Below are 24446 nucleotides of genomic sequence, written 5' to 3' on the forward strand. Positions count from 1 at the left end.
TTACCGGATTTTTTCGGCGTCGTGATCGACGGGTACTGTATTTTCCTTGGATTCGTCGTTTTGCGCTGTTTCCGCCTTTTCGGTTTCGGCCGCGCTGCCGGTCGGTGGAATGTGGCGAAGGGCGAACAGGCAGAGTGCCGCGAGGGCCACGAAGACCAGCCCGGAGACGATCGCGACGGTGCTCAACCCGCTCGTGAAAGCCTTGCGGGCGGCGTCGAGCAGCGGTTCGCCGAGCGTCGGGGGCAGCTGGTGGGAGGCCGGCACCGCGGCGGCGATGTTGTCCGTCGCGGCCGTGGCCGCCCCGGAAGGAACCCCGGCCGGCACCGTCCCGGCCAGCTCGTTGCGGTACACCAGCGTGCTGATACTGCCGAAGACGGCCACGCCCATCGACGTTCCGAATTCGCCGCCGGCCTCCGAGATCGACGAGGCCGATCCGGCCTTCTCCGGCGGCGCGGCGCCGATGATCAGGCCGGTGCCCAGACCGGAGGGCAGACCGACGCCCAGTGCCATGACCGCGTAGCCGATCCACAGCAGGCCCAGCTGCCCATGGCCGTCCACCTGGGAGAGGATGCCGTAACCGATCGCCGCGATCAGCAGCCCGACGGTGAACAGGTACGCCGGCCGGATCCGGTTCGCCAGCCCCGAACCGACCATGATGGCCGTGATCATGACGACGGTCGCCGGAGCCAGGAAGAGACCCGACTCGAGGGGGGAGAGTCCTTCGACGCTCTGTACGTCCTGCACGATCAGGAAGTACGTGCCCGCCTGCAGCATCGCGCCGAACAGGCTGACCACCAGCGCCGCGCTGAACGTGCGGTTGCCGAACAGGCCGAGGTCCATCAGCGGGTTGGCGAGCTTCCGCTGCCGGACGACGAACACCACCGCGAGCACCGCGCCGGCGACCAGGGAGAGCACCGGCAGCAGCGGGTCGCCGCCTTTGGCCAGTTCCTTGAAGCCGTAGACGATCGGCAGGATCGCGACGAGGGAGAGGACCACGCTGACCAGGTCGAGGCGTCCCGCCTTCGGGTCGCGGAATTCCGGCAGGAGAATCGGGCCCGCCACCAGCAGCAGGAGCATCACCGGCACGCCGAGCAGGAAGACCGAGCCCCACCAGAAGTGGTTGAGCAGCACGCCACCGATGACGGGGCCCAGGGCCAGGCCGCCCATGAAGCACGACATCCAGGCCGCGATCGCGGTCGCCATCTGCTTCGGGTTCCGGAACATGTTGCTGATCAGCGCCAGCGTCGAGGGCATCAGCGTGGCGCCGCTGACGCCCATGATCGCCCTGGACGCGATGAGCATCTCGGCGCTGACCGAGAACGCGGCGAGAATCGACGCGAGGCCGAACAGCGCCGCGCCGATCAGCAGCAGCTTCCGGCGTCCGATGCGGTCGCCCAGCGTCCCCATGGTGATGAGGAAGCCCGCGACCATGAAGCCGTAGATGTCGGCGATCCACAGCTGCTCGACGCTGGTGGCGCCGAGATCGGCGCTCAGCCGTGGAATGGCCAGGTAGGTGACGCTGAAGTCCAGGGAAAGCAGGAGTGTGGGCAGTGCGAGGACAACCAGCCCCAGCCACTCGCGCCGCCCGGCCCTGGGGCCGGATGCGGCGGCAGCGCTCGTGTCCGTCATTGTTCCCTCCTTGGTGCGTGCTCGGACGCCGGCCGGTCCCCGGTGCGGGCGTCTCACCTCAAAGGTCGTAGCCGGACGCTCGATCCGGACATCCCGCGGAAGAATCTCCCGGGCGAATGTCCGATTCGGCGGCTCCGCGACGACGTCTCCGACGAACGCCGTTGGCACACCGGGTGGCAGCGTGATCGGCAGGAGGAACCGGCGTGAAGTACCTGATCCTGGTCCAGGGCTCGCAGCAGGACTTCGACGTGGCCCCGTCGGCGGACGAGGTCGCGGAGATCGATGCGGCTCTCCGGAAGTTCAACCAGGATCTGAAGGAAGCCGGCGAGTTCGTCGAAGCGCAAGGCCTCGCCGCCCCGGTGCACACCCGCCGGGTCCAGGTCAAGGAGGGGGAGCCGCTCGTGACGGACGGGCCCTACGGCGAAACGCAGGAGGTCCTCATCGGGTACTGGATGGTGGAGTGCGAGAGCTTCGACCGGGCCACCCAGATCGCCGGCCTGCTGAGCAAGTGCCCGGGACCGGAGTCCGTCATCGACGTCCGGCCGATCGTGGGGTCCGGGCAGGACTTCTGAGTCGCGCGTGCGCTCGGCCCGGGCCGAGGCACCCGTGGACGCCGCACTGCCCGGCAGCGGGGCTGCCGGGCAGTCTGCGCTGTTCTCCGAGAAGGCCGGCCGGCGCAGCCCGGGACGGCCGGTTCACGCGCCCGTGACGGAAGCGGCGGAGCCGCGGTCAGCGCCGCCCGGGAGCCCGCTGCTCCGCGACGAGGTCTTCGAGCACTCGGACCGTGTCGTTCGGGCTCGGCACGCTCTTGGCTTCCCGGCTCAACCTGATCGCGTTGGCCGCCATGCCGGGATCGCCGAGCGCCTTGACGAGGTGGTCGTGCAGCAGCCCGGCGGTCAGCTGGTCGGAGTCGCAGACGTAGGCGCCCGCACCCTGCTCTTCGAGCCCGTTGGCCAGTGCGATCGGGCCCCACCACTTCTCCGTCGATTCGACGTTGGGGACGATCAGCTGCGGCACGCCGTATTCGAGGGCCGCGGCCATCGCGCCGTAACCGCCGTGGTGCACCACGGCCGAGCAAGTCGGCAGCAAGACGTTCAACGGCGCGAATTCGACGACCCGGACGTTGGGCGGCACCGTCCGCGAGCCGATCTGCGCCGGGTTGAACAGCGCGATCACTTCCGCGTCGAGGTCGGCGACCGCGTCGAACGCCGTGCCGACCCAGCTGTTCTGGCCGAAACCGTGGTCCCGGTGGGAAATACCGAGTGTCACGCAGACGCGCGGCCGCGCGGGCGCCTCGTGCATCCAGCGCTCGACCCGGTACGGGCCGTGGAACGCCAGCGGGCGAGTCGGGAGGTAGTGCACGTCCGGCGGCTGCCAGGTCCAGGCCGGCCAGCCGATCACGGACCGCAGGCCGAGCACGATCTGCTCGTCGAAGGTCTGGCCATGGCTTTCGAGGATCGGCTGCAGCCAGTCCCGCACCGGATCCGGTTTGCCGAGGCTCCGCTGCCGGCCGTTGCCCGCGCCGAAGCAGGCGGCGCGGATCTGCCCCATCGTGTCGGAGCCGAAGAGCATGCGGACGTCCACGGCGCCGCAGACCCTGGCGGCGACCGCCGCGGCGAGCACGAAGGGATCGCGGATGATCAGGTCGGGCTGCCAGTCGCGGCCGAGCTTGATCAGGTCGTCGAAGATCTTCTCGTGGTTGAACAGGGTGCGATGGCCCCAGGCGGTGTACTCGAGTTCGGTGAAGGGATCGTCCTGGGTGTACTCGGTCTGCGCGGGTTTCCGCACCGGACCGGATCGCGGCGGACCGGGTTGCTGCTCCGGCGCCGACATGATGGCGGCGAGGTCGATGGTCCCGCCCACCGGGAAGCCCGGCAAGCCGGTCGTCGCGATGATGTCGGCCATGTCCGGCGCGGCGGCGACCCGGACGTCGTGCCCCGCGTTCCGGAAGGCGGCCGCCAGCGGCACCTGCACGTACAAGTGCGCTTTGAAGGCGGCCGTCACGAACAAGACGCGCATCGGAGTCTCTCCTTTGAACGTACTACGGGACGAGGGCACGCAGCTGTCGCCGACGAGTGTGGCGGGACGCCGGTGCCGTGAGCACCTCTTCGGGTGCTGCCTTCGGCCTCGGGTATCGCCTGTGGCGGACCCTTTTCGCCTGCGGCAAGGGCAGGCGACGAGTTGGCGGCAGCGCGGACGGCGCGTTCTACTTTGGCCGCAACAGGAACACCCATCGCGAGGAGGCATCGTGACTCAATGTTCCGGACTTTCCGAGTGCCACCAACGGAAACGTGACCGCGGCGAACAACCGAAAACCCTGGTTCGCACCCAACCAGCCGGCGACGACTTGCCGTGAGCACGGTCGAACACCAATTGACCTGCGCTGCCTGCGGGGCACCTTTCCGCTGTGGTGAACTGCCCGATCTCGAGCCACTCGTCGACGGTGCGATCCGCTACGTCGCCGTGCACGCCGGGCACAGCACCTACCCACGGCGGGATGCACGGCCGGAGCTCGGTCGCGTCGAGGCGCCGGCGAGCGCCGCGGCCGATGATCGTGAAGCCGTTGGGGGACAACCGCTATCCCGCCGCGGAGCCGAGCGGATCCCGTTCGCCCTCCTCCGCTGACCCGGCGCACCGCCGGCGACAGAGCATGGATGAAGGTGCGGCGAGTGTAACAAATCCGGACGATGAATCCCATCATCTGGGCATCGACGTGATCGACCGAAGGAGCAACGGCTTGCTACGAGAGAGCACAGTGGAACTGGTGCGATGGCCCGCGGAATCCGAACGTCGTAAGCGTTACCACCGGACTCGGACCCCCTGTCTGCTCGTCGTCGAAGGGGGAGCGGCCGCGCCCCTGTGCCGTGATCCGTGGGAGGACTGGGTTCGCGCGCCGATTTCCGCGCGGGACCTGGACATCCGGATCACTGCCATCGAGGAACGTGTTTCCGCGAACCCGCGCCTGGACGCGAGCGGCCTGCTGCGGTTCCGCGGCCGGTCGACCGAGGTCTCGGCCACGCAGTTCACGCTGCTGGAGCCACTGGTCGCCGCGTTCGGCAAGGTGATACTGAGGGAAGTCCTCCATGCCAGGCTGAGGACGCCACGACAGCGCCGTCCGTCCCGGAACGCGCTCGACCTGCAAATCCTGCGGCTACGGCAGCGAGTCGATCCGCTGGGGCTGGTGATCAGCACCGCGTGGGGGCGTGGTTACGCGCTCGAGTCCGGGTCGACCGGGTGAGTTCGTCGTGATTGGCGGCGAACTCGCGGACTGAAGCGGAGCCGCGGTCAGTGAACATCCGGTATTTCCGGTCCGGAATATGTCAGCCGTGACATAGGGAGTCTCGGCTCGATCGCGCCTGGGGGTGCCATGCAAGGTGAATCCATAGAAAAACTGGTCCTCGGTGAAATTCTCCAATCCCGGGCCGAATCACACCGGGACGAGACATTCCTCGAATTCCGGAACGGCACGCTCAGTTTCGGCCAGGTGGACGAAGAGTCGAATCGGGTGGCTCAAGGGCTCAGCTTCGCCGGGGTCCGGGCCGGCCACCACGTCGCGGTGATGCTGCCGAACTGCCCGGAGATCGTCTTCGTGATCTTCGCGCTGGCCAGGCTCGGTGCGGTGGCGGTGCCGGTGAACGTCGCCTACCGGGGCGAGCTGCTGTGGCAGCTGCTGGCCGGTTCCGACTGCTCCACGCTGATCATCGACGAGCAGTACGCGGATCGTCTGCCTGGCACGCCGGCCGCTCTGCCGGATCTGCGGCGGGTGGTGGTGCGCGCGGATGGCCTGCCGCCGGACCGGGCAGGCAGCGGCGGCGAACACCCACCGCGCGACCGGGGCTGGCAGCAGCTCAGGCTGTCCGGTCTCCTCGTCCACGGTGCCGCGCGGCCGGCGCACCGGGCCCGCTTCTCGGACCTGCTGGCGATCATGCACACCTCCGGCTCCACCGGTCCGTCGAAGGGAGCGCTGGTTCCGCACGCGCTGGCACTGACCTGTGCGCAGGACGTGTTCGATTTCGTGAATCCGGGTGGTGGGCGGATCTACTGCCCGCTTCCGCTGTTCCACGCCGCCGGGTTGTGGGACGGCGTGCTGTCCGCGCTCCTCAGCGGCGGCTCCATCGCGGTGGTGGAGCGCTTCAGCGTCTCCAGGTTCTGGGACGACGTGCGCCATTTCGACGCCAAGGTGGCGATTTCGGTCTTTTCGATGCTGCCGATCCTGCTCAACCAGGCGCCGACGGCTCGCGACAAGGACCACCCGCTGGAGGTCTTCTACACCGGGAAGTCCACTTTGGACGCGAAGCTCCACGAGCGGTTCGGGGTCCGCTCCGTGGAGGCCTACACCAGCACGGAAGCCGGGGTTCCGCTCGCCAGTCCCTTCGGGCACTGGCGGACCGGGTCGTGCGGGCAGGTCAACGGGCGGCGGTTCGAGGCCGCGGTGGTCGACGAGTGCGATCACCTGCTGCCTCCCGGCGTCCCCGGTGAACTGGTGCTCCGCCCGAAGCAGCCGTATGTGCTGACCGGTGGCTACTACAAGCGTTTCGACGCCACCGCGCACGCGTTCCGCAACATGTGGTTCCACACCGGAGACCGGGTCCGGCAGGACGGTGACGGGTATTTCTACTTCATGGACCGCATGAGCGACGGGATCCGCCGGTGCGGCGAGAACATCTCCGCCTTCGACATCGAACTCGAGGTGAACACGCATCCCGCGGTCCAGGAGTGCGCGGCGATCGCGGTGCCGTCGGAACTGGAGGAGCACGAGGTGAAGCTGACGGTGGTGTTGCGGCAAGGAGCCTCGCTCACCCATGAGCAGCTCCTGGCCCACTGCCTCGAGAAGCTGCCCAAGTTCATGGTGCCGCGTTATCTCGAATTCGCCGCCGCGTTGCCGCGGACGCCGACGGACAAGGTGGCCAAACACGAGCTGCGCGCCGCCGGTGCGCGCGGGATCACCGCGTCCACTTGGGACAGGCAGCGGCCGGGTTTCGTCCCGGTCCCGCGGGCGCAGGCAGGAGCCCCGGTGTGAACTGGGACGACACTCCGGCGGAGGCCGCGTTCCGCACGGAGGTGCGGCAGTTCATCAAGGACAGCTTTCCGGCGGCCTATTCGCCGGACGTGCACGCGGAGCAGGGCCTCGAGCCCGAGGACGTCCGGGGCTACGACTGGCCGGCCGACCGCGACTGCGCCGACCGCGCGCGGGCCGCGGGTGCTCGCGAATGGGCGGCCGCGCTGGCCGCGCGCGGCTGGATCGCTTCGCGCTGGCCGGTGGAGTACGGCGGCGCGGCCCTGCCCGTGGCCGCGGAGTTCGTGCTCAACGAGGAACTCGTGCGCGCCAAGGTACCCACGGTGAACAGCCTCGGTGTCTCCCTGCTCGGGCCGACCCTCCTCCGGCACGGCACGGCGGCCCAGAAAGCCACGCACCTGCCGCCCATCGCCCGTGGTGAACGGACTTGGGCCCAGGGGTTCTCCGAGCCGGACGCGGGCTCGGATCTGGCCGGCCTGCGGACCAGGGCCGTGCGTGACGGCACGTACTACGTGGTGAACGGCCGGAAGGTCTGGACCTCGCTCGGGCAGCACGCGGACTGGTTGTTCATCCTGGTCCGCACCGGCACGGACCCGGCGGAGCCCCGCCACCGGGGGCTGACCTACCTGCTGGTCGACGCGCGCAGCGAGGGGGTGACAGTGCGCCCGATCAAGGACATGCGCGGAGCCGAGCCGTTTTCCGAGATCCTCTTCGAGGACGTGCGCGTGCCGGTGGCCGATCGCGTCGGCGAGGAGAACCGGGGCTGGTACGTGGCGATGGACACGCTCAGTTTCGAGCGAGCGGCCATCAGCACGGCGGTCAAGCTTGAGCAGGCGCTGACCGGGCTGGTGGATTACGTCAACTCCGAGTCCGGTGCCGGCCGGCTGCACGAAGGCTGGGGGAGCGGCATCCGGGCCGAGGTCGCCCGGCGGTACACCGAGGTCCGGGTGCTGTACAACGTCGCCCGCTACACCGTCTCCCGACAGGCGGCCGGCTCGGTTCCGGGCTACGAGGCGTCCGTCAACCAGCTCTTCGGTGCCGAGCTGCACCAGCGCCTGGCCAAGACCGGGGCGCGGGTTTTCGGCCAGCACAGCCTGATGTGGCGCGGGGACAAGGCGTCGGGGGCTCCGCTGGACGGGGAGTTCACCCACCGGCAGTTCGACGCGGTGGCCGCCACCTTTCTCGGCGGCACCTCGGAGATTCAGCGCGGCATCATCGCCACCAGGGGCCTCGGGCTGCCCCGGGCCTGAACCGGGCCGGGCCCGGCAAGGAGCGTCATGGACCTTACTTTGACCGAAGAGCAGGCGTTGATCCAGGAAACGGCCAGGAGGTTCCTGGACGCCAACGCCGGTGTGCGTATCGGCGGGGCGTCGGTGGCCGGGGAAGAACCCGGCTGTTCCCCGGGATTGTGGCCGGAGCTGGTCGAGCTGGGGTGGCCCGGCCTGGCCGTGCCGGAGGCCTACGGCGGCGTCGGCCGGGGCTTTCTGGAGAGCTGCTTGCTGTTCGAGGAACTGGGTGCCGCGCTGGTGCCCAGCCCGCTCCTGGTCACGATCGCGTGTGCGGCCATGCCGATCCTCCGGTTCGGCACGGCCGCGCAGCGGTCGCTGTGGCTGGGCCGGATTGCCGCGGGGCGCACCGCGGCCTACGTCCGGGCCGCTCCCCGGGCCCACTGGGGTGCCGACGGCTCGACCGTCACCGCGACCCTGCGCGGTCACGGCTTCGTCCTGAACGGCACGGCGGGCTTCGTGCCGTTCGGCGGAACCGCCGACGGGCTCGTCGTAGCCGCGGACACCGGCGCCGGGCTGACTGTCTTCCTGGTCGGCCCCGGCCGGCCGGCAGGCATCGCGGCGGAGTCCTTGCCGGTGATCGGCCCGAATCCTTACCACCGAGTGTGTTTCGACCACGTCGAAGTCCCGCATGAGGCCGCGCTGGGGCCGGTGCACGGCGGTCGCGACGTGGTCCGGGTGATCGAAGCGTTCGGCACCGCGGCCACCTGCGCCGAGATGGTGGGCGGGGCCCGGCGCGTGCTGGACCGGACGGTCGAGTACGCGGGCCGACGCCGGCAGTTCGGTCGGCCGATCGGCAGTTTTCAAGCCGTGCACCAGCACTGCGCCGACATGGCGACCGACACTCTGGGCGCGCGGCTCATCGCCTACGAGGCGATCTGGCGGCTCGCGGCCGATCCAGCCGGCGACGGGACCGCACTGACCGTGTCGGCGGCCAAATCCTGGGTGAGTGAGGCCTACCAGCGGGTGTGCGCCCGCGGCCACCAGGTGCACGGGGCGATCGGTTTCACGGCGGAACACGATCTCCACCGCTATTCACGACACGCGCTCTCGGCGTCACTGGCGTTCGGCGACGCGGACGTGCACACCGGCCGGGTCGCCGATGCGCTCGGACTGCCGAGATGAGGAACTCAACTCGCACCACCGAAGATTGGACAGTTCCAGTATGACTGACACAGCGCTCGACGAGCGTCGGAATTCCTGCCGGGCGTTCACGATTCCCGACTGCTCGTCACCGGGGGACCTGCGTTTCGCGTATCTCAACCTCGAGTCCCACCCACGTGGGGAAATGATGCTCGAGCGGCTCATCGCCGCCGGGTTCGTACCCGATCTGGTCATCGACGAGAAGTCCCAGCTAGCGCGAACCGGGCGTGATTCACAGCTGAAGAAACTCTGCCGGGTTCCCGCGTTCAGCCCGTCCACCTCGACCGTTTCCCAGTGCGTGAAACATGAAATCCGATACGTCAGCGTGGAGAATCACAATGACGCCGCGACGCGGATCGCGCTACGGGAAATGGACCTCCACGTCGCTGTGCTGGGTGACACCCGTATTCTGAAATCCGACGTGATCGAGAGCGTGCCATACGGGATCATCAACGTGCATCCGGGATTTCTGCCGAAGGTCCGGGGGAACAATCCGTACGTCTGGTCGATCATCCACAATCTGCCCCAGGGGGCCACCGCGCACCTGATCAACGACGGCGTCGACCGCGGCCCGATCCTGGTCGCCCGGGAGATGCCGCTGCCGGCCGGCTGCACGATTCCGGAACTGGTGCGCCTGGTCAACCAGCTGTGCGCCGATCTCGCCGTCGAGAGCCTCGGCCAGCTGGTCAAAGGCGAGGCGACGCTGACGGAACAGCCTTGCGACGACGGCGTGACCTTCCGGGAAGCGCGCCCGGAAATCTGGTCGCTCGCGGAGAAGATGCTGCGGGAGAAGGCGGCGCGGCATTCCGGCCGGCCGTATGTCCGGTAACGAGGCCACCCGTCGCCCGCCGGATCGGAAACCGAGAGGAACCTAGGCAATGTCCACAGTAGAGGCCACTGAAGACTGGGCCGACGTCGTCCTGGAGGACGCCACCCCCGATGGCCGGGTCGGGCTGCTGGCCCTGGCCACCGATGCCAACATCGAGGACAACCTGCGCGCACTCCTGCCGGCGAGCGTCGGGATGTACACCACCAGGCTCTCGCACACCAATCCGATCACCGTCGGGACGCTGCGATCCACCGCGAGCGGGATCACCGAAGCCGCCCGGGAGATCATGACCGGGTCCGACCTCGATGTCCTGGTCTACGGCTGCACGGCGGGCGCCGCCGCGATCGGGCACGAGGAGATCGTGCGCCTGCTCAAGGAGGCCAAGCCCACGGCGCACTGCGTTTCACCGGTCAGTGCCGCGACCGCGGCACTGCGGCACCTCGGGATCACCCGCCCGTCGATCCTCACCCCCAACATCCCCGAGATCAACGACGTGATCGCCGGCTGCTTGTCCCATGCGGGCTTCGAAGTGCAGACCGTCGCCGGGCTCGGCATCCGCGACGACCCGGACATCACCCGGGTCCCGCCGCAGTCCCTGCTCAAGGCGGCGCGGCACGTCTGTGCCCCGGAGTCGGACGGGCTGCTGATCTCGTGCACCTCGCTGCGGGCGACCGCCGTGATCGACCGGATCGAGGCCCTGATCGAGCGCCCCGTCGTGACCAGCAACCAGGCGCTGGCCTGGGCGATCACCCGCGAACTCGGCGTCACCCTGCCCGGGGCCGGGCTGGGGCGGCTCTTCGCCGTGTAGCGCCGGTCGCGCCGCGCCGGGTCACCGGCCGGCCTCCGGGGGGAGGCCGGCCGGTGCGCGGGATCTCCCGTTCGCCACGACGAGCCGTACCGCACGCAGCGCCGAGAGGTCGGTGAGCGGATCGCCGTCGACCACCACGAGGTCGGCGCGGTACCCCGGCGTCAGCTGCCCGGTCCGGTCTCCGATCCCGAGCAGACGGGCCGATTCCGCGGTGGCGAGTTCGACGATCGCCTCCGCGGAGAACCCCAGCCACTCGTAGAGTTCGAGCGTGCCGACGAAATCGTCGAAGACGGCGGCGTGGATGCCGGCGTCGGTCCCGACGATCAACGGGACGCCGCGCTCGTGCATCCACCCGATGCGTCCGTAGAAGGCCCGGGCCGCAGCCTCGCCTTCGGTTTCGACCTTCCGGCGCCAGTCGTGCCCGCTGACGGTGCAGCACGCGGCGATACCCTGTTCGGCGAGTGCGCGGACGTGCTTCTCGGGCCTGGTGACCCGGTCGTCCTCGTCCAGCCAGAGACAGTGCTCCACGGTGCGCACCCCGGCGTTCGCCGCCGCGACGATCGAGGCGATCCCGTGCGCGTGGGCGGCTACCGGCAGCCCGAATCGGCCCGCCTCGGCGACGATCAGGCCGAGCTGCCGCTCGTCGAACTGGGACTCCCGCATCTCGGCCCCGCCCGCGGTGATGTAGCCGCCGCTTGCCATCACCTTGATGACGTCGGCCCCCGCCGCGGCGTTGCGCCGGACCTTCGCCAGGATCTCCTGGTCTCCGGAGACTTCCCCGCCGAGGAACCAGCAGTGGCCGCCCGGCGGCGTGAGCGGCGCGGAAGCCGCGAGAATCCGCGGCCCCGGCAGCGCTCCCGCGCTGATCTCGTCGCGCAACCGCACCGCGGCGTCGGCACGGTCGCCGAGGTCGCGCACCGTGGTGACGCCGGTGCTCAGGAGCAGCCGCGCGCGTTCGGCCACACCGGCCTCGAGCGCGGCGGGCCCGGACCGCAGCAAGGCATCGACGGGATCCTCCCCGCCGTCCAGGCTCAGATGCACGTGACCGTCCACGAAGCCGGGCAGTACCGTGCCGTGGGGGTAGACCAGCCGTGTGGCGGCCGGACCGGCCATGGCCGCCACCTCCGCGGCAGGACCGACGGCCGCGACGACACTGTCACGAAGCAGGACACCGCCGTGCGGCAACCGCAGGCCGCGTGGTCCGCGCAGGACCCATCGCGCGGTGATCAGCAGCTCCGACGGCGTGGTCATGACTCCGCCCGCGCGCCGCGGACCATGCGGCGCAGGATCTCCTGGAGGATGGGCCGGGAAGTCGCGAAGTTCAGCCGGACGAAGCCTTCGCCACCGGGATCGAACCCGGTGCCGGAGCTGAGCCGGACATCGCAGTGCGAGCGGAACCGCCGGGCCGGATCGCTGCCCCAGCCGAGCGCCCGGCAGTCCAGCCAGGCCAGGTAGGTCGCCTCCGGGCGGTGCATCGTGATCTCGGGCAGTTCTTCGCGCAGGGTTTCGGCCACCAGGCGCCGGTTGGCGGCCAGGTAGCCGAGTACCGACGTCAGCCAGCCGTCGGCCTCCGTCCAGGCCGCAATGCTCGCGTGCACGCCGAACGTGCTGGGCTCGCCGAGCACCTCGGCCGGCAGCCCGGCCAACCGGCGGCGCAGCCTGGCACAGCCGACGTGGCCCACCGCGCAACGGGTACCGGCGAGATTGAACGCCTTGGCGGCCGAGGTGATGGTGATCGTGCGCGCTTCGACCTCCGGATCGAGTGAAGCGAACGGGATGTGTTCGTCCGGGGGGAAGGCCAGGTCGGCGTGCACCTCGTCGGCGATGACGAGCAGGTCGTGCCGGTCGGCGACCTCCGCGAGCGCCCGCAGCTCCTCGCGGGTGAACATCCGGCCGGTCGGGTTGTGGGGGTTCACGAGCAGCAGGACCCGGCATCCGGTGGCGGCGACGTCGTGCGCGAACCGGTCCGCGTCGAACGCCCAGCCGGTGCGCGTGTCGATCATCGGGATCGGTACGAGGGGCCGTCCCAGACCGGCCAGTCCCTGCCGGAACGGCCCGAACGCGGGGGTGTGCATCGCCACCGGGTCGCCCGGTTCGGTGGCGAAGTAGAGCGCGGCGTGCACGCCCTGTGTGACGCCGGTGAACTGCACGACTTCCCCGACGGGCGGCTTCCAGTCGTAGCGTTCCGCCATGCGGAGGGCGAAGCGCTCTCTCAGCTCGCGCAGGTCGGCGGACCGGGGGTAGCCCAGCGCGCCACCCCCGGCGATCGCGGACAGCCGCCGCCGGATGGCAGGGGCGATCGGGAAGTCCATGTCGGCGATCCAAGCCGGAAGCACGCTTCCGTTGTCGTCACGCCACTTCTTGCCGGGCCCGGATCGCAGCACTGCCGGGTCGAGGCGGTCCAGCTCGGCCGCGAGGCGGGCATCGTCCTGCGCGTCAAGCGAAGCCACCGGATTCTCCTTCGCGTTCAGGTGGGTTTTCACGCTATTCGGTGCGGGGAACGGGGCCGGTACATCTTTCATGAATCTTTTGAAACCCTGCGCCCCGTCGGAGAGCTGTGAAGAATGGCGCCGGGCAGATGATTTCCGCGATTGTTCCGCGTGAGGTGCTATCCGTGGAGACACGATGACGACGACGGTGCCCGGCCTCGCCGGGCTGACCGGGCTGGCCGGTATGGATCTGGGGCGTACGGCCTGGGTCCGGCTGACGCCGGATCTCGTGCGCGGCTTCGGCGTCGCGACCGCGAACCCGGCCTCCTCGCACAGCCCGGACGCCGACGCGCACGACGGCCCGTACGGGTTCGCCGTCGTGGACGGGTTCCACACCCTGGCGCTGGCCGGCATGTTGTTCGACCGCCTGCTGGAGGTCCGCGACATCAGGATGACGGTGATCTACGGGGTGAACAAGCTCCGGTTCCCGGCTCCGGTGCCGGTCGGGGGACAGGTCCGGCTGGCGGCCGCGATCGGCACCGTCGAGTCGATGGGCGGCGGCTGCGTGCAGCTGGTGGCCGACTGCGCCATGGAAATGCCCGAGGCGGAAAAGCCGGCCTGCGCGGGGAGCATCGTCTACCGGTTCTACGCGTGACCAGGCCGGTCGAGGGGAACGGAGTGCCGAATGGCCGTGTACGCGTTGGGGGACCTGTGCCCGGAGATCCACCCGGACGCCTACGTGCACCCGGATGCCACGGTGATCGGCGATGTGCGCATCGGCGCGCACGCGTCGATCTGGCCTCAGGTCGTGCTTCGGGCCGATGACAACCACGTGCGGATCGGCGCGCGGACGAACGTCCAGGACGGCAGCGTGCTCCACGCCGCGCCCGAGACGCCGGTGACGGTCGGCGAAGGCACCGTCATCGGGCACTGCGTGCACATCGAGGGCGCGAGCATCGGCGCCGGGTGCCTGATCGCCTCGGGTTCGATTCTGCTGAACTCCACGGTGATCGAGGACGGGGCGGCCGTGGGTGCCGGGGCGCTGATCTCCTTCGACGGTCACGTCCCGGCCGGGCAGATCGCGCTGGGAGTCCCCGCACGCAATCGGGAGAACACCTTTTTTCCGATGGCGGAAGTCGCGACGATCGTGGCCGACTATGTGCGCAACGCCGAACGTTTTCGGGCGCGGTTACGTCGCTTGGATTGAGCCGGGCAGCGTGCGGAGCACGGTTGAATCGTTTATCATGGTCAACAACGTGACCGACCTCGGCGGCGAACAATTCCGGCTCGATGCCGCGGCTGCAACGGTCCGTTCGTCTGGGGCAAAGGGGATTCTGCGGATGGTACTGGCTCGTCGGCGTCGGCTGCGCAAGGAGTTCGTCTCCCCATGACCGGAAGCCAGGACAGGGTCATCGGCGCGGAGAGCGGCGTGGCCTCGGTGCGCCGGCCGCAAGCGGCGTTCGCACTGCTGGGAACCGTGCAGGTGACCCTGCTGATGGCGATGATGGTGATCGCCGTGGCGCTGCCGACCATTCAGCGGGAACTGGGGCTCGATCGAGCCCAGCTGGCGCTCGTCAACAGCGCGTACCCGGTTTCGTTCTGTGGCCTGCTGTTGCTGGGCGGCAGGCTCGGCGACGTCTTCGGTCACCGCCGGGCCTTCATGTGGGGCACGGCGATCTTCGCTGCCGGTTCGGCCGCGACGGCCGTGGCCTCGGGACTCGGGCTGATCCTGCTGGCCCGTTTCGGCCAGGGAATCGGTGCCGCACTGGCCACTCCCGCCGCGATGGGGCTGCTCGGCCCGGTGTTCCCGGAGCGCCGGGCCTATGCCAGGGCGATGGCCGTGTGGGGCGGTTTCCCCATCATCGGCGGTGTCGTCGGGCTCCTGCTGTCCGGTCCGATCGTCAGCTGGGCGTCGTGGCGCTGGGCGTTCCTGCCCCCCGTGCTGGTCGCCATCGCCGCGGTGGCCCTCGCCCCCGTCCTGCTGCCCGGTGTCCGGCCGTCCACCCGGCAGCGGGTGGACGTGGCCGGCGCCCTGCTGGTGACCGCCGGGCTGGCGGCGACCTGCTACAGCCTGGAGGAAGCGGGCGAAGGCGCCTCGAGTTCCATCGTGGTCCCGTCGGCTTGTTCGGGCGTGCTTTTGCTGGTGGCGTTCGGTTTCGTCGAGGCCCGGCGGCGGAATCCCTTGCTGCCGGTCGTTCTCCTCGCCTCCGTGCGCAGGCTGGCCGCACTCGCCTGCATAGCCTCGGGGGCGGCGGCCGTGTTCTCGTTGTCGTTCTTCCTGCCGCTCTACTTCCAGCAGACGTACGGATTCTCGCCGGTCGCCACTTCGGCCGCCTACCTCCCGTATGCCTTCATGATGTTCCTGACCTCATCGTTGTCCGGTCGGCTGGTCGACTGGATGGGGCCCCGCGTGACGACGATCGCCGGCTTCGCGATCGGGTCCGCCGGATTGTTCCTGCTCGGCACCATGAGCACCGGACAGCCGTATTTCGGGCCGATTCTCGCCGGGATGATAACGTTTCCGCTGGGAGCGGTGCTCATTTTCTCCGGTACCACAGTCGTGATCATGGAAGGCGTGCCCGCGGAGCACGCCGGGGTCGCGGGTGGACTGCTCAACGCCACCATCGAACTGGGGCCGACCATCGGGTTCGCCGCGCTGGTGTCGATCGCGGCGTCGTGGACCGCGGGCCTTCTCGATGTGGGCATCGCGCCGGAAAAGGCCCTGCCGGCGGGATACGGAGCCGCGCTGACGATCGGCGCCGTCGGTTATCTCGCCATCGCGATGTCCTCACTGGTGTACATCTGGCGCCAATCCTCGCGGCGGCGCGCAAAACCACGGCCGGTACCTCACACCGGAGCGTGATCGACCGGGCCACCCCGGACCGTGCGAAAGAACTTCCGCACGTCGCCCACGTACAGCTCGGGTTGTTCCAGCGCGCTGAAGTGCCCGCCTCGCTCGAACTCGGACCAGTGGGTGATGGTCGGGAGATCGCGGTCGGCGAAGCGCCGGATGGGCACCACCATGTCGTACGGGAACACAGCCACCCCGACCGGAACGGTGACCGGCGGATCGGGCACCGGGGACGTCATCAGCTGCTGGAGGTATTCGTAGTACAGCTGGGCGGAGGAGCCCGCGGTGCCGGTCAGCCAGTAGATCATGACATTGGTGAGCAGGTGGTCGCGATCGACCGCGTCCTCGGGGCTCTTGGCCGAGTCGGTCCATTCCCAGAACTTCTCGACGATCCAGGCGAGCTGCCCGGCCGGCGAATCCGTCAGGGCGTAGGACGGCGTCTGCGGCCGGGTGGACTGCAGCTTGAAGTGCCCGGCCAGATCGGTGTCGAACCGGACGTGCTGGGCGAGGCGGGCCCGGTCCTGCTCGTCGAGCGTCGCCAGCTCCGCCGGGTCGCCGGACGGTGGCGCGACCAGCATGCTGGTGTGCACGCCCACCACGTGCGCGGGGTCGGCCCGGCCGAGTTCCAGTGAGATCATCGAGCCGAAATCACCGCCCTGCGCGCCGTACCGGTCATAGCCGAGCCGGCGCATCAGCTCGGACCACGCCCGGCCGATCCGGCGGATGTTCCAGCCGGGTTCCAGTTCGGGGCCGGAGAACCCGTACCCCGGAATGGACGGGATGACCAGATCGAAGGCGTCCGCCGGGTCTCCGCCGTGCGCGGCCGGGTCGGTCAGCGGCCCGATGACGTCCGTGAACTCGACGATGGAACTGGGCCAGCCGTGGGTGAGCAGCAACGGCAACGCATCCGGTTCCGCCGAGCGCACGTGCAGCAGGTGCACCGTCGCGCCGTCGATCTCGGTGCGGAACTGGGGAAATCGGTTGAGCGCCGCCTCGGCCCGGCGCCAGTCGTAGCCGTGGCGCCAGTGCTCGACGAGTTCCTTGAGGTACTGCGGCGGGACGCCGCGGGCCCAGCCGGCCACCGGCGGCTCGGCCGGCCACCGGGTGGCGGCGAGCCTCCGCTGGAGGTCGTCGAGGTCGGCCTGCGGGATCTCGATCCGGAACGGTTGCACGACAAATCCTGCCTTTCGGATCGCCGCATTAATGAAAAATGCGCGGGGATTTTCCGGTGGCTCGAGAATGGCCACACGGCCACGATACGCTCATTCCAGGAAGTTCCTCAAGCAATGGCGTTCGGCAGAATCAAGCATGACCGAAGACGGCATTTTACGAGATGGTGACCCGTAGGGAATCCCGTACCGTTCGACAAAGGTGCACGACGGATCACCGAGGGCATTGCCCGGCCGGCGGAGGGATGAATCAGATGATCAACGTGTTCCAGCCGTCGCTGGGGGAGCAGGAACTCGCCGCGGTCCGCGAGGTCTTCGAAAGCTGCTGGATCGGCAAGGGCTCCCGGGTCGCGGCGTTCGAGGCGGCGTTCGCCGCGCACCTCGGCGCCGCGCCGGAGCAGGTCATGTCGACCAATTCCTGCACTGAGGCGACCTTCATGGCGATGGAACTGCTCGGCGTCGGACCGGGTGACGAAGTCGTGCTGCCGACGGTGTGTTTCGTCGGCACGGCCAATGCCGTCGCCGCGCACGGAGCCCGGCCGGTCTTCTGCGACGTGGACCCGCGCACCCTCAATGCCACGGCCGAACACGTGGCGGCCAGGCTGAACCCGGCGACCAAAGCCGTGATCCTGCTGCACTACGGCGGCTACCCCGGGCAGGTCGCGGAGGTCGCCGAGCTCTGCCGCGACCGTGGCGTCAAGCTCGTCGAGGACGCCGCGAACGCCCAGGCGTCGCGAGCCGGCGGCCGGGCCTGCGGCACGTTCGGCGACGTCGGCGTGTGGAGTTTCGACCACGGGAAAATCGCGGTCGCCGTGGACGGCGGCATGCTCTACGCCCGCGACCCGGAGCTGGCCGGACGAGCGCGGAAGCTCGCGTATTTCGGGCTGGAGCAGACGAGTGGCTACGACCAGGCGATGCGCGCGCAGACCCGCTGGTGGGACTTCGAGATCTCCTCCTTCGGCCGCCGGTCGGTGATGAACGACGTGCTGGCTGCCATCGGCCACGTCCAGCTGGGCAAGCTGGGCGACTTCGTTGCCCGGCGGCGCGAGGTGGTCGCGGCCTACGACGAGGCGTTGCGCGGCGTTCCCGGCCTGCTCACTCCGCCGCCCCTTCCCGACGGCCACGAGACCTCCTTCTACCTCTATTGGGTCCAGCTCGCCCCCGGTCTCCGGGACCTCGTGGCCAGGCGGCTCTACGAACGCGGTATCTACACCACGTTCCGCTATCCGCAGCTCCACCGGGTCCGCGCCTACGGGGCGGACGATGTCGCGCTGCCGGGAGCGGAACACGCGGCGGCCGTCACCCTCTGCCTGCCACTGCACCAGGGACTCGGCGACCGGGACGTGGAGTTCGTCAGCACCGCCCTCGTCGAGGCGGCGGCGGGCCGCCGCGGCGATACCCCGGACGGCCAGGTCGCGTGACGCCGTCAGCGGGAGGCGGCGCCCGCGGCAGCGCCGCGCCCCGATTCACCGGGCCGGCGGCTCGAAGCTGGACCTGATCGCGTCGATCAGCTCGGCCTGGTAACGGGAATCGTCGTTCGGCCGGGCCCCTGAACGCACCGCGGCGGCGAACGAGGCGACCGTGTTGGCCACCTGGTCCTCGGCGCGAAGCCGGACCACCCTGGTACCGCCCCGATTCTCGACCAGTACGACCGGTTCGTGGTCCGCGGGCGGGGTGAACGCGCGCTCTACGCTGATCGAGCCCTTGCTGCCGTCGAGCCGGTAAGCCGAACGGTAGCCGTGGTCGAGGCCGAAGGTCAGCTGCGCGCTCACCCCACCGCGGTCGACCAGCAAGGCCGCGCCACCGGTGTCCACCGGGAACTCCGGCCGCCGCCACTGCACGGCGCCGGCGACGCGCAGGCTCGCGCCCAGGAAGTCCAGCGCGACCCGGACCGGGTAGACGCCGGTGTCCCACAGCGCGCCACCGCCCAGATCGGATCGGTACCGGATGTCGTCACCGCTGCGCAGCGGTACCGTGAAGGCGGCGTGCAGGGACCGGAGTTCGCCGATCGTGCCGTCGTCGAGCAGGGCCCGGACCGTGGCGTGCTGACTGTGGTGGACGAAGGACAGGTTCTCCATCAGCACCAGGCCGCGGGAGGCGGCAAGGGCGAGCAGACCGGTGGTCGAGGCCGCGTCGATGGTCATCGGCTTCTCGGCGAGCACGTGCTTGCCCGCCAGCAACGCCGCCTCGATCCAGCCGGCGTGCAAGGCGGGCGGCAGCGGCAGGTAGACGGCCATGACCGAGGCGTCGGCCAGCAGTTTGTCGTAGCCGCCCACCGCGCGGCACCCGTGTTCCGCCGCGAGGGGCATCGCCTTGGCGAGGTCCCGGCTCGCGATCGCGGCGATCTCGACGTCCTTCGCGGCGGCGAACGCGGGCAGCATCCGCCGCCGGGCGATGTCCGCGCATCCCATGACTCCGATCCGCACGGGTTCCGTCACAACTCGACCGCCCTCGTGTTCAGGATCGCCAGCAGGGTGCGCGCCTGCACGTTGAGGTAGTGCCCGTGCCGGGCCAGCAGGTTCAGCTGACCCGGGGTGACCCAGCGATAGCCGGGCGGCGGCTCGGCGGGGGCGCTCGCCTCGTCGGCTTCGACGAGGACGTACCGGACGTTCGCGTTGAGGAACCGGCCGCCCTCTTCGGACAGGATCGTCGAGAAGCGGACCCGGCTCGAACCGGCCCCCAGCACCAGGTCCAGGAACGGCGGGCGGTCGGCGGCGGCGAGGTGGGCATAGCTTTCCGCCGTGTACTGGGCGGTCGGGCCGAGTTCCACCGTGTCCAGGAAACCGCCTTCCGCCCTGGCGTGCGCCAGCACGTGGGCCACCCCGTGGAAATAGCGGAACACGAACGCGGCGAGGCCGGTCGCGACCGGTTCGATCAGCGGCTGGGTCCACTGGGCGACCTCTCGGTTGTCGGTCCGCACCGACACGGCCACCACCCGGAAGTAGCGGTCCAGCTCGTGCTTGACGGACCACTCGCCGCGCTCCCAGTTCTCCACCTTGCTCAGCGGGATCCGCTCGGCGTGCATCTCGCGCCGCGCGCGCTCGGTGGTGAACCACGACAGCAGCTCGGTGTCGGAATCGCGCGCGGCAGGCTCGTCGGGCGCCAGCGGCGCGCAGGCCAGCACGGTGCGCGAGTCCATGTTGACGATGTTGTCCTGGTGGAGCAGCTGCCCGATCTGGCCGAGCGTCAGCCACCGGAAGTCGTCGTCCGCGGGCACGTCGTCCTCGGTCTCGACGATCACGTTGCGGTTCGACTTGCGGAAGAACCACGCGCCGTGCTCCGACTGCAGCACGTCGGTGAGGACGCGGCCGCGCCGCCGGTTCGTGAAGTATTCGAGGTATTTCACACTCCGGCCACTGTGGACCTTGGTGTAGTTGCTCCTCGTCGCCTGCACGGTCGGCGAGAGCTGCAGCTTGTTGGGATTCCCGGGTTCCATCTTCGCCTGCATCAGAAAGTGCAGCACGCCGTCGAATTCCTTGCCGAGGATGCCGAGAATGCCCACCTCGGGTTGCACGATGATCGGCTGGTGCCAGCGGGCGCCGTCGGCGCCCATCGACACAGCCAGCCCCTCCACCGAGAAGAACCGGCCACTGCGGTGAACCAGGTTTCCCGCTTCCGGGGTGAAGGACCAGGCGTCCAGCTCGTGGAAGGGGATGCGGTCCACCTGGAAGCGCTGCGCGGCGCGGCGGGATTCGAACCAGTGCCGGAAGTCTTCGGTGATCGGACGTGAACCGGCCGTCCCGGCGGCCGCGGACCTGGCGAACCGCCGGTGCAGCCCGTCGTCGGCGCGTGGCCGTAACTCGCTACCGGTGGTCGTCGTCATCGTGTCTCCCGAATTCTTCGGCTCATGATGCAGGCGTGTCGAACCAGTTGGGCGCCACCGTGGTCAATGGTCGCCCGGTGCACCTGGCCGTGCACCTCTAGCCTTGCGCTACCGCGGTGGTGACCAGCGCACGATCGGAAAAGATTCGCCACGCGCGGCCGGGTAACGTTGTCACAGCGAATGCGACCTGACTCGAGACGCCCGAAATCTGCGAATCGGGTACCCTGCGTGACAGAAGGGCGAATTGGGTGGACAGCGACAGTAAAATACAGTACGGGTGCCGTATTTGTGGTGGCCGGTTGCGGGAATGGTGTGATTTCGGCCGGCAACCGGTTTCCCAGTCGTTCCGCGATCCGGGCGCGACCGACAGCGAGTTCTTCTTCCGCCTCGCGGTCGGGTTGTGCCTGTCCTGCACGATGGTTCAGCACGTCGAAGAGGTCCCGCGAAGCCTGATGTTCCACGAGAACTATCCATACCGCTCGTCCGGATCGGAGTTCATGCGCCGGCACTTCGAGGAGGTGGCCAGGCATTTCCTGAAAACGGAGCTGGCCGATCCGGGCTCCTTCGCCGTGGAAATCGGCTGCAATGACGGAATAATGCTCCGCACGATCAGCGAAGCGGGCGTCCGGCATCTCGGCGTGGACCCCTCGCGCCGGGCGGTGGAAGTCGCTCAGGCCAGTGGGATCCGGGTGCGGCCGGAGTTCTTCGAAGAGGAGACGGCCAAGGCGATCCGGGCGGCCGAGGGGCCGGCCGACCTGATCTATTCGGCCAACACCATCAGTCACATACCGTACCTGGACTCGCTTTTCCGCGGAGTGTCCGCGCTGCTCTCGGCAAACGGGGTGTGCGTCTTCGAGGACCGCTACCTCGGCGACATTCTCGGCAACGCATCCTTCGACCAGATCTACGACGAGCATTTCTACCTCTTCTCCGTGCGCTCGGTGCAGGCCATGGCCGTCCGGTTCGGACTCGAGCTGGTCGGCGCCGAGCGGATGACCGTGCACGGTGGCTCCATCCGCTACACCCTGGCGCGGCCCGGCGCCCGGGCGCCCCGGCCGGAGGTCGCGGAACTACTGGAGCAGGAACGGGAACAGGGACTCGACGGGACCGAGCAGCTCCAGCGGTTCAGCGCCAGGATCGAGGAGATCCGGGTCGACCTGATCCGGCTGCTCGGCGAGCTGCGGGCCGACGGCAAGCGGGTCGTCGGCTACGGTGCGACCGCCAAGAGCGCCACCCTGACCAACTACTGCGGGATAGGGACCGGCCTCGTCGAATTCGTCTGTGATTCGACGCCGGGCAAGCACGGTCTGCTCACCCCCGGCATGCACCTGCCGGTGCGCCCGCCGGAGGCGTTCGCGAGTCCCTATCCGGACTACGCCTTGCTGTTCGCGTGGAACCACGCCGAAGAGATCATGGCCAAGGAGCGGGTATTCCAGGAGCAGGGCGGCAAGTGGATCCTCTACGTGCCCAAGGTGCACGTGGTCTGACTGCCCGGGCGAGGCCGGTGCGTGGCCGGGAACCCGGCTCACGTACCGGCCTGGCCCTGACCGGCCAGGTCTTCGAGCGTTCCGACGACCTCCAGCGGGGAAGGCTGTGCGGCGATCTCACGGGCGACGAGCGAGGCCGCGTCCGTGAACTCGGCCGTTTCGAGGATGCGCAGACAATGGCCGACCACCGTGTGCGGCACGATCTCCGGGCGCAGCAGGCGGATGCCCGCACCGGCTTTGACCACGGCGTCCGCGTTCTCGAACTGGTCGTCGAACTGCGGTAGCACCAGCTGGGGCACGCCGGCCGCCAGTGCGGTCAGCGTGGTGCCCTGGCCGCCGTGATGGATCAGCAGAGCACACCTGTTCAAGACTTGGACCATGGGCAGCCAGCCCACGTGCCGGATGCCCGCGGGCCACGGTCCCCACGCGGCGGCCGTCTGGTCGTCGATCGCGACGACCAGCTCGAAATCCAGCCGCACCAGCTCGCGGACCACGGACATCAGCTCCTCCCGCAGCAGGTCCAGGCCGAGTTTCGGGACCAGGGTGCCCAGCGTCAGGCAGATCCGCGGCCGGGCACCCGGTTCGAACATCCAGCGGCGCAGGCGGGCGGTGCCGCCGTAGGACACGTGGCGCAGCCCGACGTGGTCCGTGGCGTGCGGGAGACGCAGGCTCGGCGGCCAGGAGGCGAGCATCAGGTCGGGCTCCGGCAGGCCGTCCATCCCCAGCTCCGCCAGGTCGTGTCCGAGCACTTCCGCGGCGGCCGTGCGGTACTCGGCCAGGTCGGCGACGCCCCACCGCAGGTCGACCGAGTGCGTGCCGTGCCGGGCCGCCGCGACCGGGCCGGCGAATTCCGCGCGCTCGTGCACCACCAGCCGGGGTTGCCATCGCTCCACAATGGACATCGTCGCGGGCAGGGTGACCGAGCCGATCCGGCCGAACATCCGGCCGTGGGCATGGCGGAGCAGCCCGTCGGGGCGGTCCGAGCCGTTCGGGGACAGGTCCAGGAACTCGGTCGGTGGCCCGCTCGAAACGGCGGGAAGGCCGGCGCGCAGCACCGTGTCGGCGAAGTTGTCCGGGACGGCGACCAGCACGTCGTGGCCGCTCGCCCTGGCGGCCCAGGCCAGCGGGACCAAGGGGAAGAAGTGTCCTGGCAGCGGCTCGGTGGTGAACAGGATCCGCATGAACCCCTCCGTTCGTGTGCCCGAAGAACGTGTGCCCGGCGGCGGCGCGCGCCGGCTATTTCCGAGTGCCGACGAACAGCCCCGGGCTGTTGGGCCTGCCGCTGGCCAGCCGCAATCCCGGCACGAACTCGACGGTGCAGCCGGCCCGCTCGAACGCGGACCGGTAGTCGTCCCGCTCGAACAGGGTCACCTGCAGCAGGTCGGTGAAGTCGGTGATCCCCGAGGCGTCGGCGACAGTGAACTTCACCTCCATCCGGGTCACCCCGCCCTCGCGCACGGACCGGGTGATCCGGGAGACCACCCGGTCGTTCTCCTTCATCAGATGCCCGTCGACGTACCCGTCGATGAAGTCGGCGGGGAACCACCACGGTTCGACGATCACGACGCCGCCGGGGACCACGTGCGCGGCCATTCCGGCGATCGCCGTGTCCAGGTCCGCCGGGTCCGGCATGCAGGCCACGGAATTGCCCATGCACACCAGAACGTCGAAACTCCGGCCGAGTTCGAGGCGCCGCATGTCTCCCGCGTGGATCGGGACGTCCGGCAGCCGCGCCTGCGCGACCGCGCGCATGGCCTCGGCCAGTTCGAATCCGGCTACTTCGTCGAAGAGGTGCCGGAAGGTCTCGAGGTGCGCGCCGGTGCCGCAGGCGACGTCGAGCAAGGACCGGGCCGCCGGGAAACGCGAGCGGGCCAGCTCGGTCAGCGCCTCGGCCTCGGCCGCGAAGTCCTTCCCACGGCTACGGAAAACCAGGTCGTAGAGCTCGGCGTGATCCTTTGCGTACTGCATCAGATCT

At 69.4% G+C, this 24446-nt stretch carries 22 protein-coding genes; 13 read left to right on the forward strand and 9 right to left on the reverse strand.

Translation table 11 applies throughout. From position 1 onward, the window contains the following. On the reverse strand, window positions 1-1629 hold the full coding sequence (locus BMY97_RS34690) for an MFS transporter (protein ID WP_091625571.1): 1629 nt from the start codon (window positions 1627-1629) through the stop codon (window positions 1-3). A 203-nt stretch (window positions 1630-1832) separates the two neighbouring features. On the opposite strand from BMY97_RS34690, the gene BMY97_RS34695 reads away from it, so the two are divergent. Further along, complete coding sequence (locus BMY97_RS34695) at window positions 1833-2201, forward strand: YciI family protein (RefSeq protein WP_091625573.1); 369 nt, start codon at window positions 1833-1835, stop codon at window positions 2199-2201. Window positions 2202-2358: 157 nt separating this feature from the next. On the opposite strand, the gene BMY97_RS34700 is transcribed toward BMY97_RS34695, so the two are convergent. Next, on the reverse strand, window positions 2359-3648 hold the full coding sequence (locus BMY97_RS34700) for a nucleotide disphospho-sugar-binding domain-containing protein (RefSeq protein ID WP_091625576.1): 1290 nt from the start codon (window positions 3646-3648) through the stop codon (window positions 2359-2361). A 529-nt stretch (window positions 3649-4177) separates the two neighbouring features. On the opposite strand from BMY97_RS34700, the gene BMY97_RS34710 reads away from it, so the two are divergent. The 6 genes from BMY97_RS34710 (at window position 4178) to BMY97_RS34735 (ending at window position 10712) form a co-directional block, all read left to right on the forward strand. Next, entirely contained in the window at window positions 4178-4867 is a 690-nt protein-coding gene (locus tag BMY97_RS34710; RefSeq protein WP_245787651.1) for a winged helix-turn-helix domain-containing protein, read from the forward strand. Between the two features lie 129 nt (window positions 4868-4996). Continuing rightward, a complete protein-coding gene (locus tag BMY97_RS34715; protein ID WP_091625581.1) occupies window positions 4997-6649 on the forward strand; it encodes an AMP-binding protein in 1653 nt (550 codons plus the stop codon). Then, window positions 6646-7896: an acyl-CoA dehydrogenase family protein gene (locus tag BMY97_RS34720; protein WP_091625583.1), complete on the forward strand. Its 1251-nt coding sequence runs from the start codon at window positions 6646-6648 to the stop codon at window positions 7894-7896. The genes BMY97_RS34715 and BMY97_RS34720 overlap by 4 nt, the downstream gene beginning before the upstream one ends. Before the next feature lie 27 nt (window positions 7897-7923). Further along, complete coding sequence (locus BMY97_RS34725) at window positions 7924-9057, forward strand: acyl-CoA dehydrogenase family protein (protein ID WP_091625586.1); 1134 nt, start codon at window positions 7924-7926, stop codon at window positions 9055-9057. Window positions 9058-9097: 40 nt separating this feature from the next. Next, on the forward strand, window positions 9098-9904 hold the full coding sequence (locus BMY97_RS34730) for a formyltransferase family protein (protein ID WP_177231681.1): 807 nt from the start codon (window positions 9098-9100) through the stop codon (window positions 9902-9904). Between the two features lie 49 nt (window positions 9905-9953). Beyond that, window positions 9954-10712: a maleate cis-trans isomerase family protein gene (locus tag BMY97_RS34735; RefSeq protein ID WP_091625593.1), complete on the forward strand. Its 759-nt coding sequence runs from the start codon at window positions 9954-9956 to the stop codon at window positions 10710-10712. A 21-nt stretch (window positions 10713-10733) separates the two neighbouring features. Here BMY97_RS34735 and BMY97_RS34740 read toward each other — a convergent pair whose 3' ends face one another. After that, on the reverse strand, window positions 10734-11963 hold the full coding sequence (locus BMY97_RS34740; protein ID WP_091625595.1) for an amidohydrolase family protein: 1230 nt from the start codon (window positions 11961-11963) through the stop codon (window positions 10734-10736). After that, entirely contained in the window at window positions 11960-13162 is a 1203-nt protein-coding gene (locus BMY97_RS34745; RefSeq protein WP_245787652.1) for a MalY/PatB family protein, read from the reverse strand. The genes BMY97_RS34740 and BMY97_RS34745 overlap by 4 nt, the downstream gene beginning before the upstream one ends. A gap of 175 nt (window positions 13163-13337) precedes the next feature. On the opposite strand from BMY97_RS34745, the gene BMY97_RS34750 reads away from it, so the two are divergent. Genes BMY97_RS34750 through BMY97_RS34760 form a run of 4 tightly spaced genes read left to right on the forward strand, consistent with a single transcriptional unit; the run spans window position 13338 to window position 16004 of the window. After that, a complete protein-coding gene (locus BMY97_RS34750) occupies window positions 13338-13796 on the forward strand; it encodes a MaoC/PaaZ C-terminal domain-containing protein (RefSeq protein ID WP_091625601.1) in 459 nt (152 codons plus the stop codon). 30 nt (window positions 13797-13826) lie between these two features. Continuing rightward, on the forward strand, window positions 13827-14348 hold the full coding sequence (locus BMY97_RS34755) for a gamma carbonic anhydrase family protein (protein ID WP_091625604.1): 522 nt from the start codon (window positions 13827-13829) through the stop codon (window positions 14346-14348). A 37-nt stretch (window positions 14349-14385) separates the two neighbouring features. Then, complete coding sequence (locus BMY97_RS47360; protein ID WP_177231682.1) at window positions 14386-14532, forward strand: hypothetical protein; 147 nt, start codon at window positions 14386-14388, stop codon at window positions 14530-14532. Further along, window positions 14529-16004, forward strand: coding sequence for an MFS transporter (locus tag BMY97_RS34760; RefSeq protein ID WP_091625606.1), 1476 nt, complete (start codon window positions 14529-14531; stop codon window positions 16002-16004). The genes BMY97_RS47360 and BMY97_RS34760 overlap by 4 nt, the downstream gene beginning before the upstream one ends. On the opposite strand, the gene BMY97_RS34765 is transcribed toward BMY97_RS34760, so the two are convergent. After that, on the reverse strand, window positions 15989-17164 hold the full coding sequence (locus BMY97_RS34765; RefSeq protein ID WP_091625609.1) for an epoxide hydrolase family protein: 1176 nt from the start codon (window positions 17162-17164) through the stop codon (window positions 15989-15991). The genes BMY97_RS34760 and BMY97_RS34765 overlap by 16 nt on opposite strands. A 251-nt stretch (window positions 17165-17415) precedes the next feature. Here BMY97_RS34765 and BMY97_RS34770 point away from each other — a divergent pair, with 251 nt between their 5' ends. Next, window positions 17416-18582 (forward strand): DegT/DnrJ/EryC1/StrS family aminotransferase, encoded by a 1167-nt coding sequence (locus BMY97_RS34770; RefSeq protein ID WP_218156942.1) that lies wholly within the window; start codon window positions 17416-17418, stop codon window positions 18580-18582. Window positions 18583-18627: 45 nt separating this feature from the next. On the opposite strand, the gene BMY97_RS34775 is transcribed toward BMY97_RS34770, so the two are convergent. Beyond that, a complete protein-coding gene (locus tag BMY97_RS34775) occupies window positions 18628-19599 on the reverse strand; it encodes a Gfo/Idh/MocA family protein (RefSeq protein ID WP_281246950.1) in 972 nt (323 codons plus the stop codon). After that, window positions 19596-20984, reverse strand: coding sequence for an NDP-hexose 2,3-dehydratase family protein (locus BMY97_RS34780; RefSeq protein WP_091625615.1), 1389 nt, complete (start codon window positions 20982-20984; stop codon window positions 19596-19598). The genes BMY97_RS34775 and BMY97_RS34780 overlap by 4 nt, the downstream gene beginning before the upstream one ends. Window positions 20985-21250: 266 nt before the next feature. On the opposite strand from BMY97_RS34780, the gene BMY97_RS34785 reads away from it, so the two are divergent. After that, a complete protein-coding gene (locus tag BMY97_RS34785) occupies window positions 21251-22471 on the forward strand; it encodes a methyltransferase domain-containing protein (RefSeq protein WP_425425372.1) in 1221 nt (406 codons plus the stop codon). A 38-nt stretch (window positions 22472-22509) separates the two neighbouring features. On the opposite strand, the gene BMY97_RS34790 is transcribed toward BMY97_RS34785, so the two are convergent. Together BMY97_RS34790 and BMY97_RS34795 are read right to left on the reverse strand one after the other, a co-directional pair. After that, window positions 22510-23652, reverse strand: a complete 1143-nt coding sequence (locus BMY97_RS34790) for a glycosyltransferase (protein WP_091625618.1) — start codon at window positions 23650-23652, stop codon at window positions 22510-22512. Between the two features lie 55 nt (window positions 23653-23707). Further along, window positions 23708-24439, reverse strand: a complete 732-nt coding sequence (locus BMY97_RS34795) for a class I SAM-dependent methyltransferase (protein ID WP_091625621.1) — start codon at window positions 24437-24439, stop codon at window positions 23708-23710. Between the last annotated feature and the right edge of the window lie 7 nt (window positions 24440-24446).

Origin of the sequence: Amycolatopsis saalfeldensis (assembly GCF_900110575.1) — a bacterium.
GTDB classification, from domain to species: domain Bacteria; phylum Actinomycetota; class Actinomycetes; order Mycobacteriales; family Pseudonocardiaceae; genus Amycolatopsis; species Amycolatopsis saalfeldensis.

What these genes read in the sequence shown, in the direction of transcription:
- BMY97_RS34690 (WP_091625571.1), bottom strand. Translation starts at nt 1,629, where the DNA reads ATGACGGACACGAGCGCTGCCGCCGCATCCGGCCCCAGGGCCGGGCGG.
- BMY97_RS34700 (WP_091625576.1), bottom strand. Translation starts at nt 3,648, where the DNA reads ATGCGCGTCTTGTTCGTGACGGCCGCCTTCAAAGCGCACTTGTACGTG.
- BMY97_RS34710 (WP_245787651.1), top strand. Translation starts at nt 4,178, where the DNA reads ATGATCGTGAAGCCGTTGGGGGACAACCGCTATCCCGCCGCGGAGCCG.
- BMY97_RS34715 (WP_091625581.1), top strand. Translation starts at nt 4,997, where the DNA reads ATGCAAGGTGAATCCATAGAAAAACTGGTCCTCGGTGAAATTCTCCAA.
- BMY97_RS34725 (WP_091625586.1), top strand. Translation starts at nt 7,924, where the DNA reads ATGGACCTTACTTTGACCGAAGAGCAGGCGTTGATCCAGGAAACGGCC.
- BMY97_RS34730 (WP_177231681.1), top strand. Translation starts at nt 9,098, where the DNA reads ATGACTGACACAGCGCTCGACGAGCGTCGGAATTCCTGCCGGGCGTTC.
- BMY97_RS34735 (WP_091625593.1), top strand. Translation starts at nt 9,954, where the DNA reads ATGTCCACAGTAGAGGCCACTGAAGACTGGGCCGACGTCGTCCTGGAG.
- BMY97_RS34740 (WP_091625595.1), bottom strand. Translation starts at nt 11,963, where the DNA reads ATGACCACGCCGTCGGAGCTGCTGATCACCGCGCGATGGGTCCTGCGC.
- BMY97_RS34750 (WP_091625601.1), top strand. Translation starts at nt 13,338, where the DNA reads ATGACGACGACGGTGCCCGGCCTCGCCGGGCTGACCGGGCTGGCCGGT.
- BMY97_RS34755 (WP_091625604.1), top strand. Translation starts at nt 13,827, where the DNA reads ATGGCCGTGTACGCGTTGGGGGACCTGTGCCCGGAGATCCACCCGGAC.
- BMY97_RS47360 (WP_177231682.1), top strand. Translation starts at nt 14,386, where the DNA reads ATGGTCAACAACGTGACCGACCTCGGCGGCGAACAATTCCGGCTCGAT.
- BMY97_RS34760 (WP_091625606.1), top strand. Translation starts at nt 14,529, where the DNA reads ATGACCGGAAGCCAGGACAGGGTCATCGGCGCGGAGAGCGGCGTGGCC.
- BMY97_RS34770 (WP_218156942.1), top strand. Translation starts at nt 17,416, where the DNA reads ATGATCAACGTGTTCCAGCCGTCGCTGGGGGAGCAGGAACTCGCCGCG.
- BMY97_RS34780 (WP_091625615.1), bottom strand. Translation starts at nt 20,984, where the DNA reads ATGACGACGACCACCGGTAGCGAGTTACGGCCACGCGCCGACGACGGG.
- BMY97_RS34790 (WP_091625618.1), bottom strand. Translation starts at nt 23,652, where the DNA reads ATGCGGATCCTGTTCACCACCGAGCCGCTGCCAGGACACTTCTTCCCC.
- BMY97_RS34795 (WP_091625621.1), bottom strand. Translation starts at nt 24,439, where the DNA reads ATGCAGTACGCAAAGGATCACGCCGAGCTCTACGACCTGGTTTTCCGT.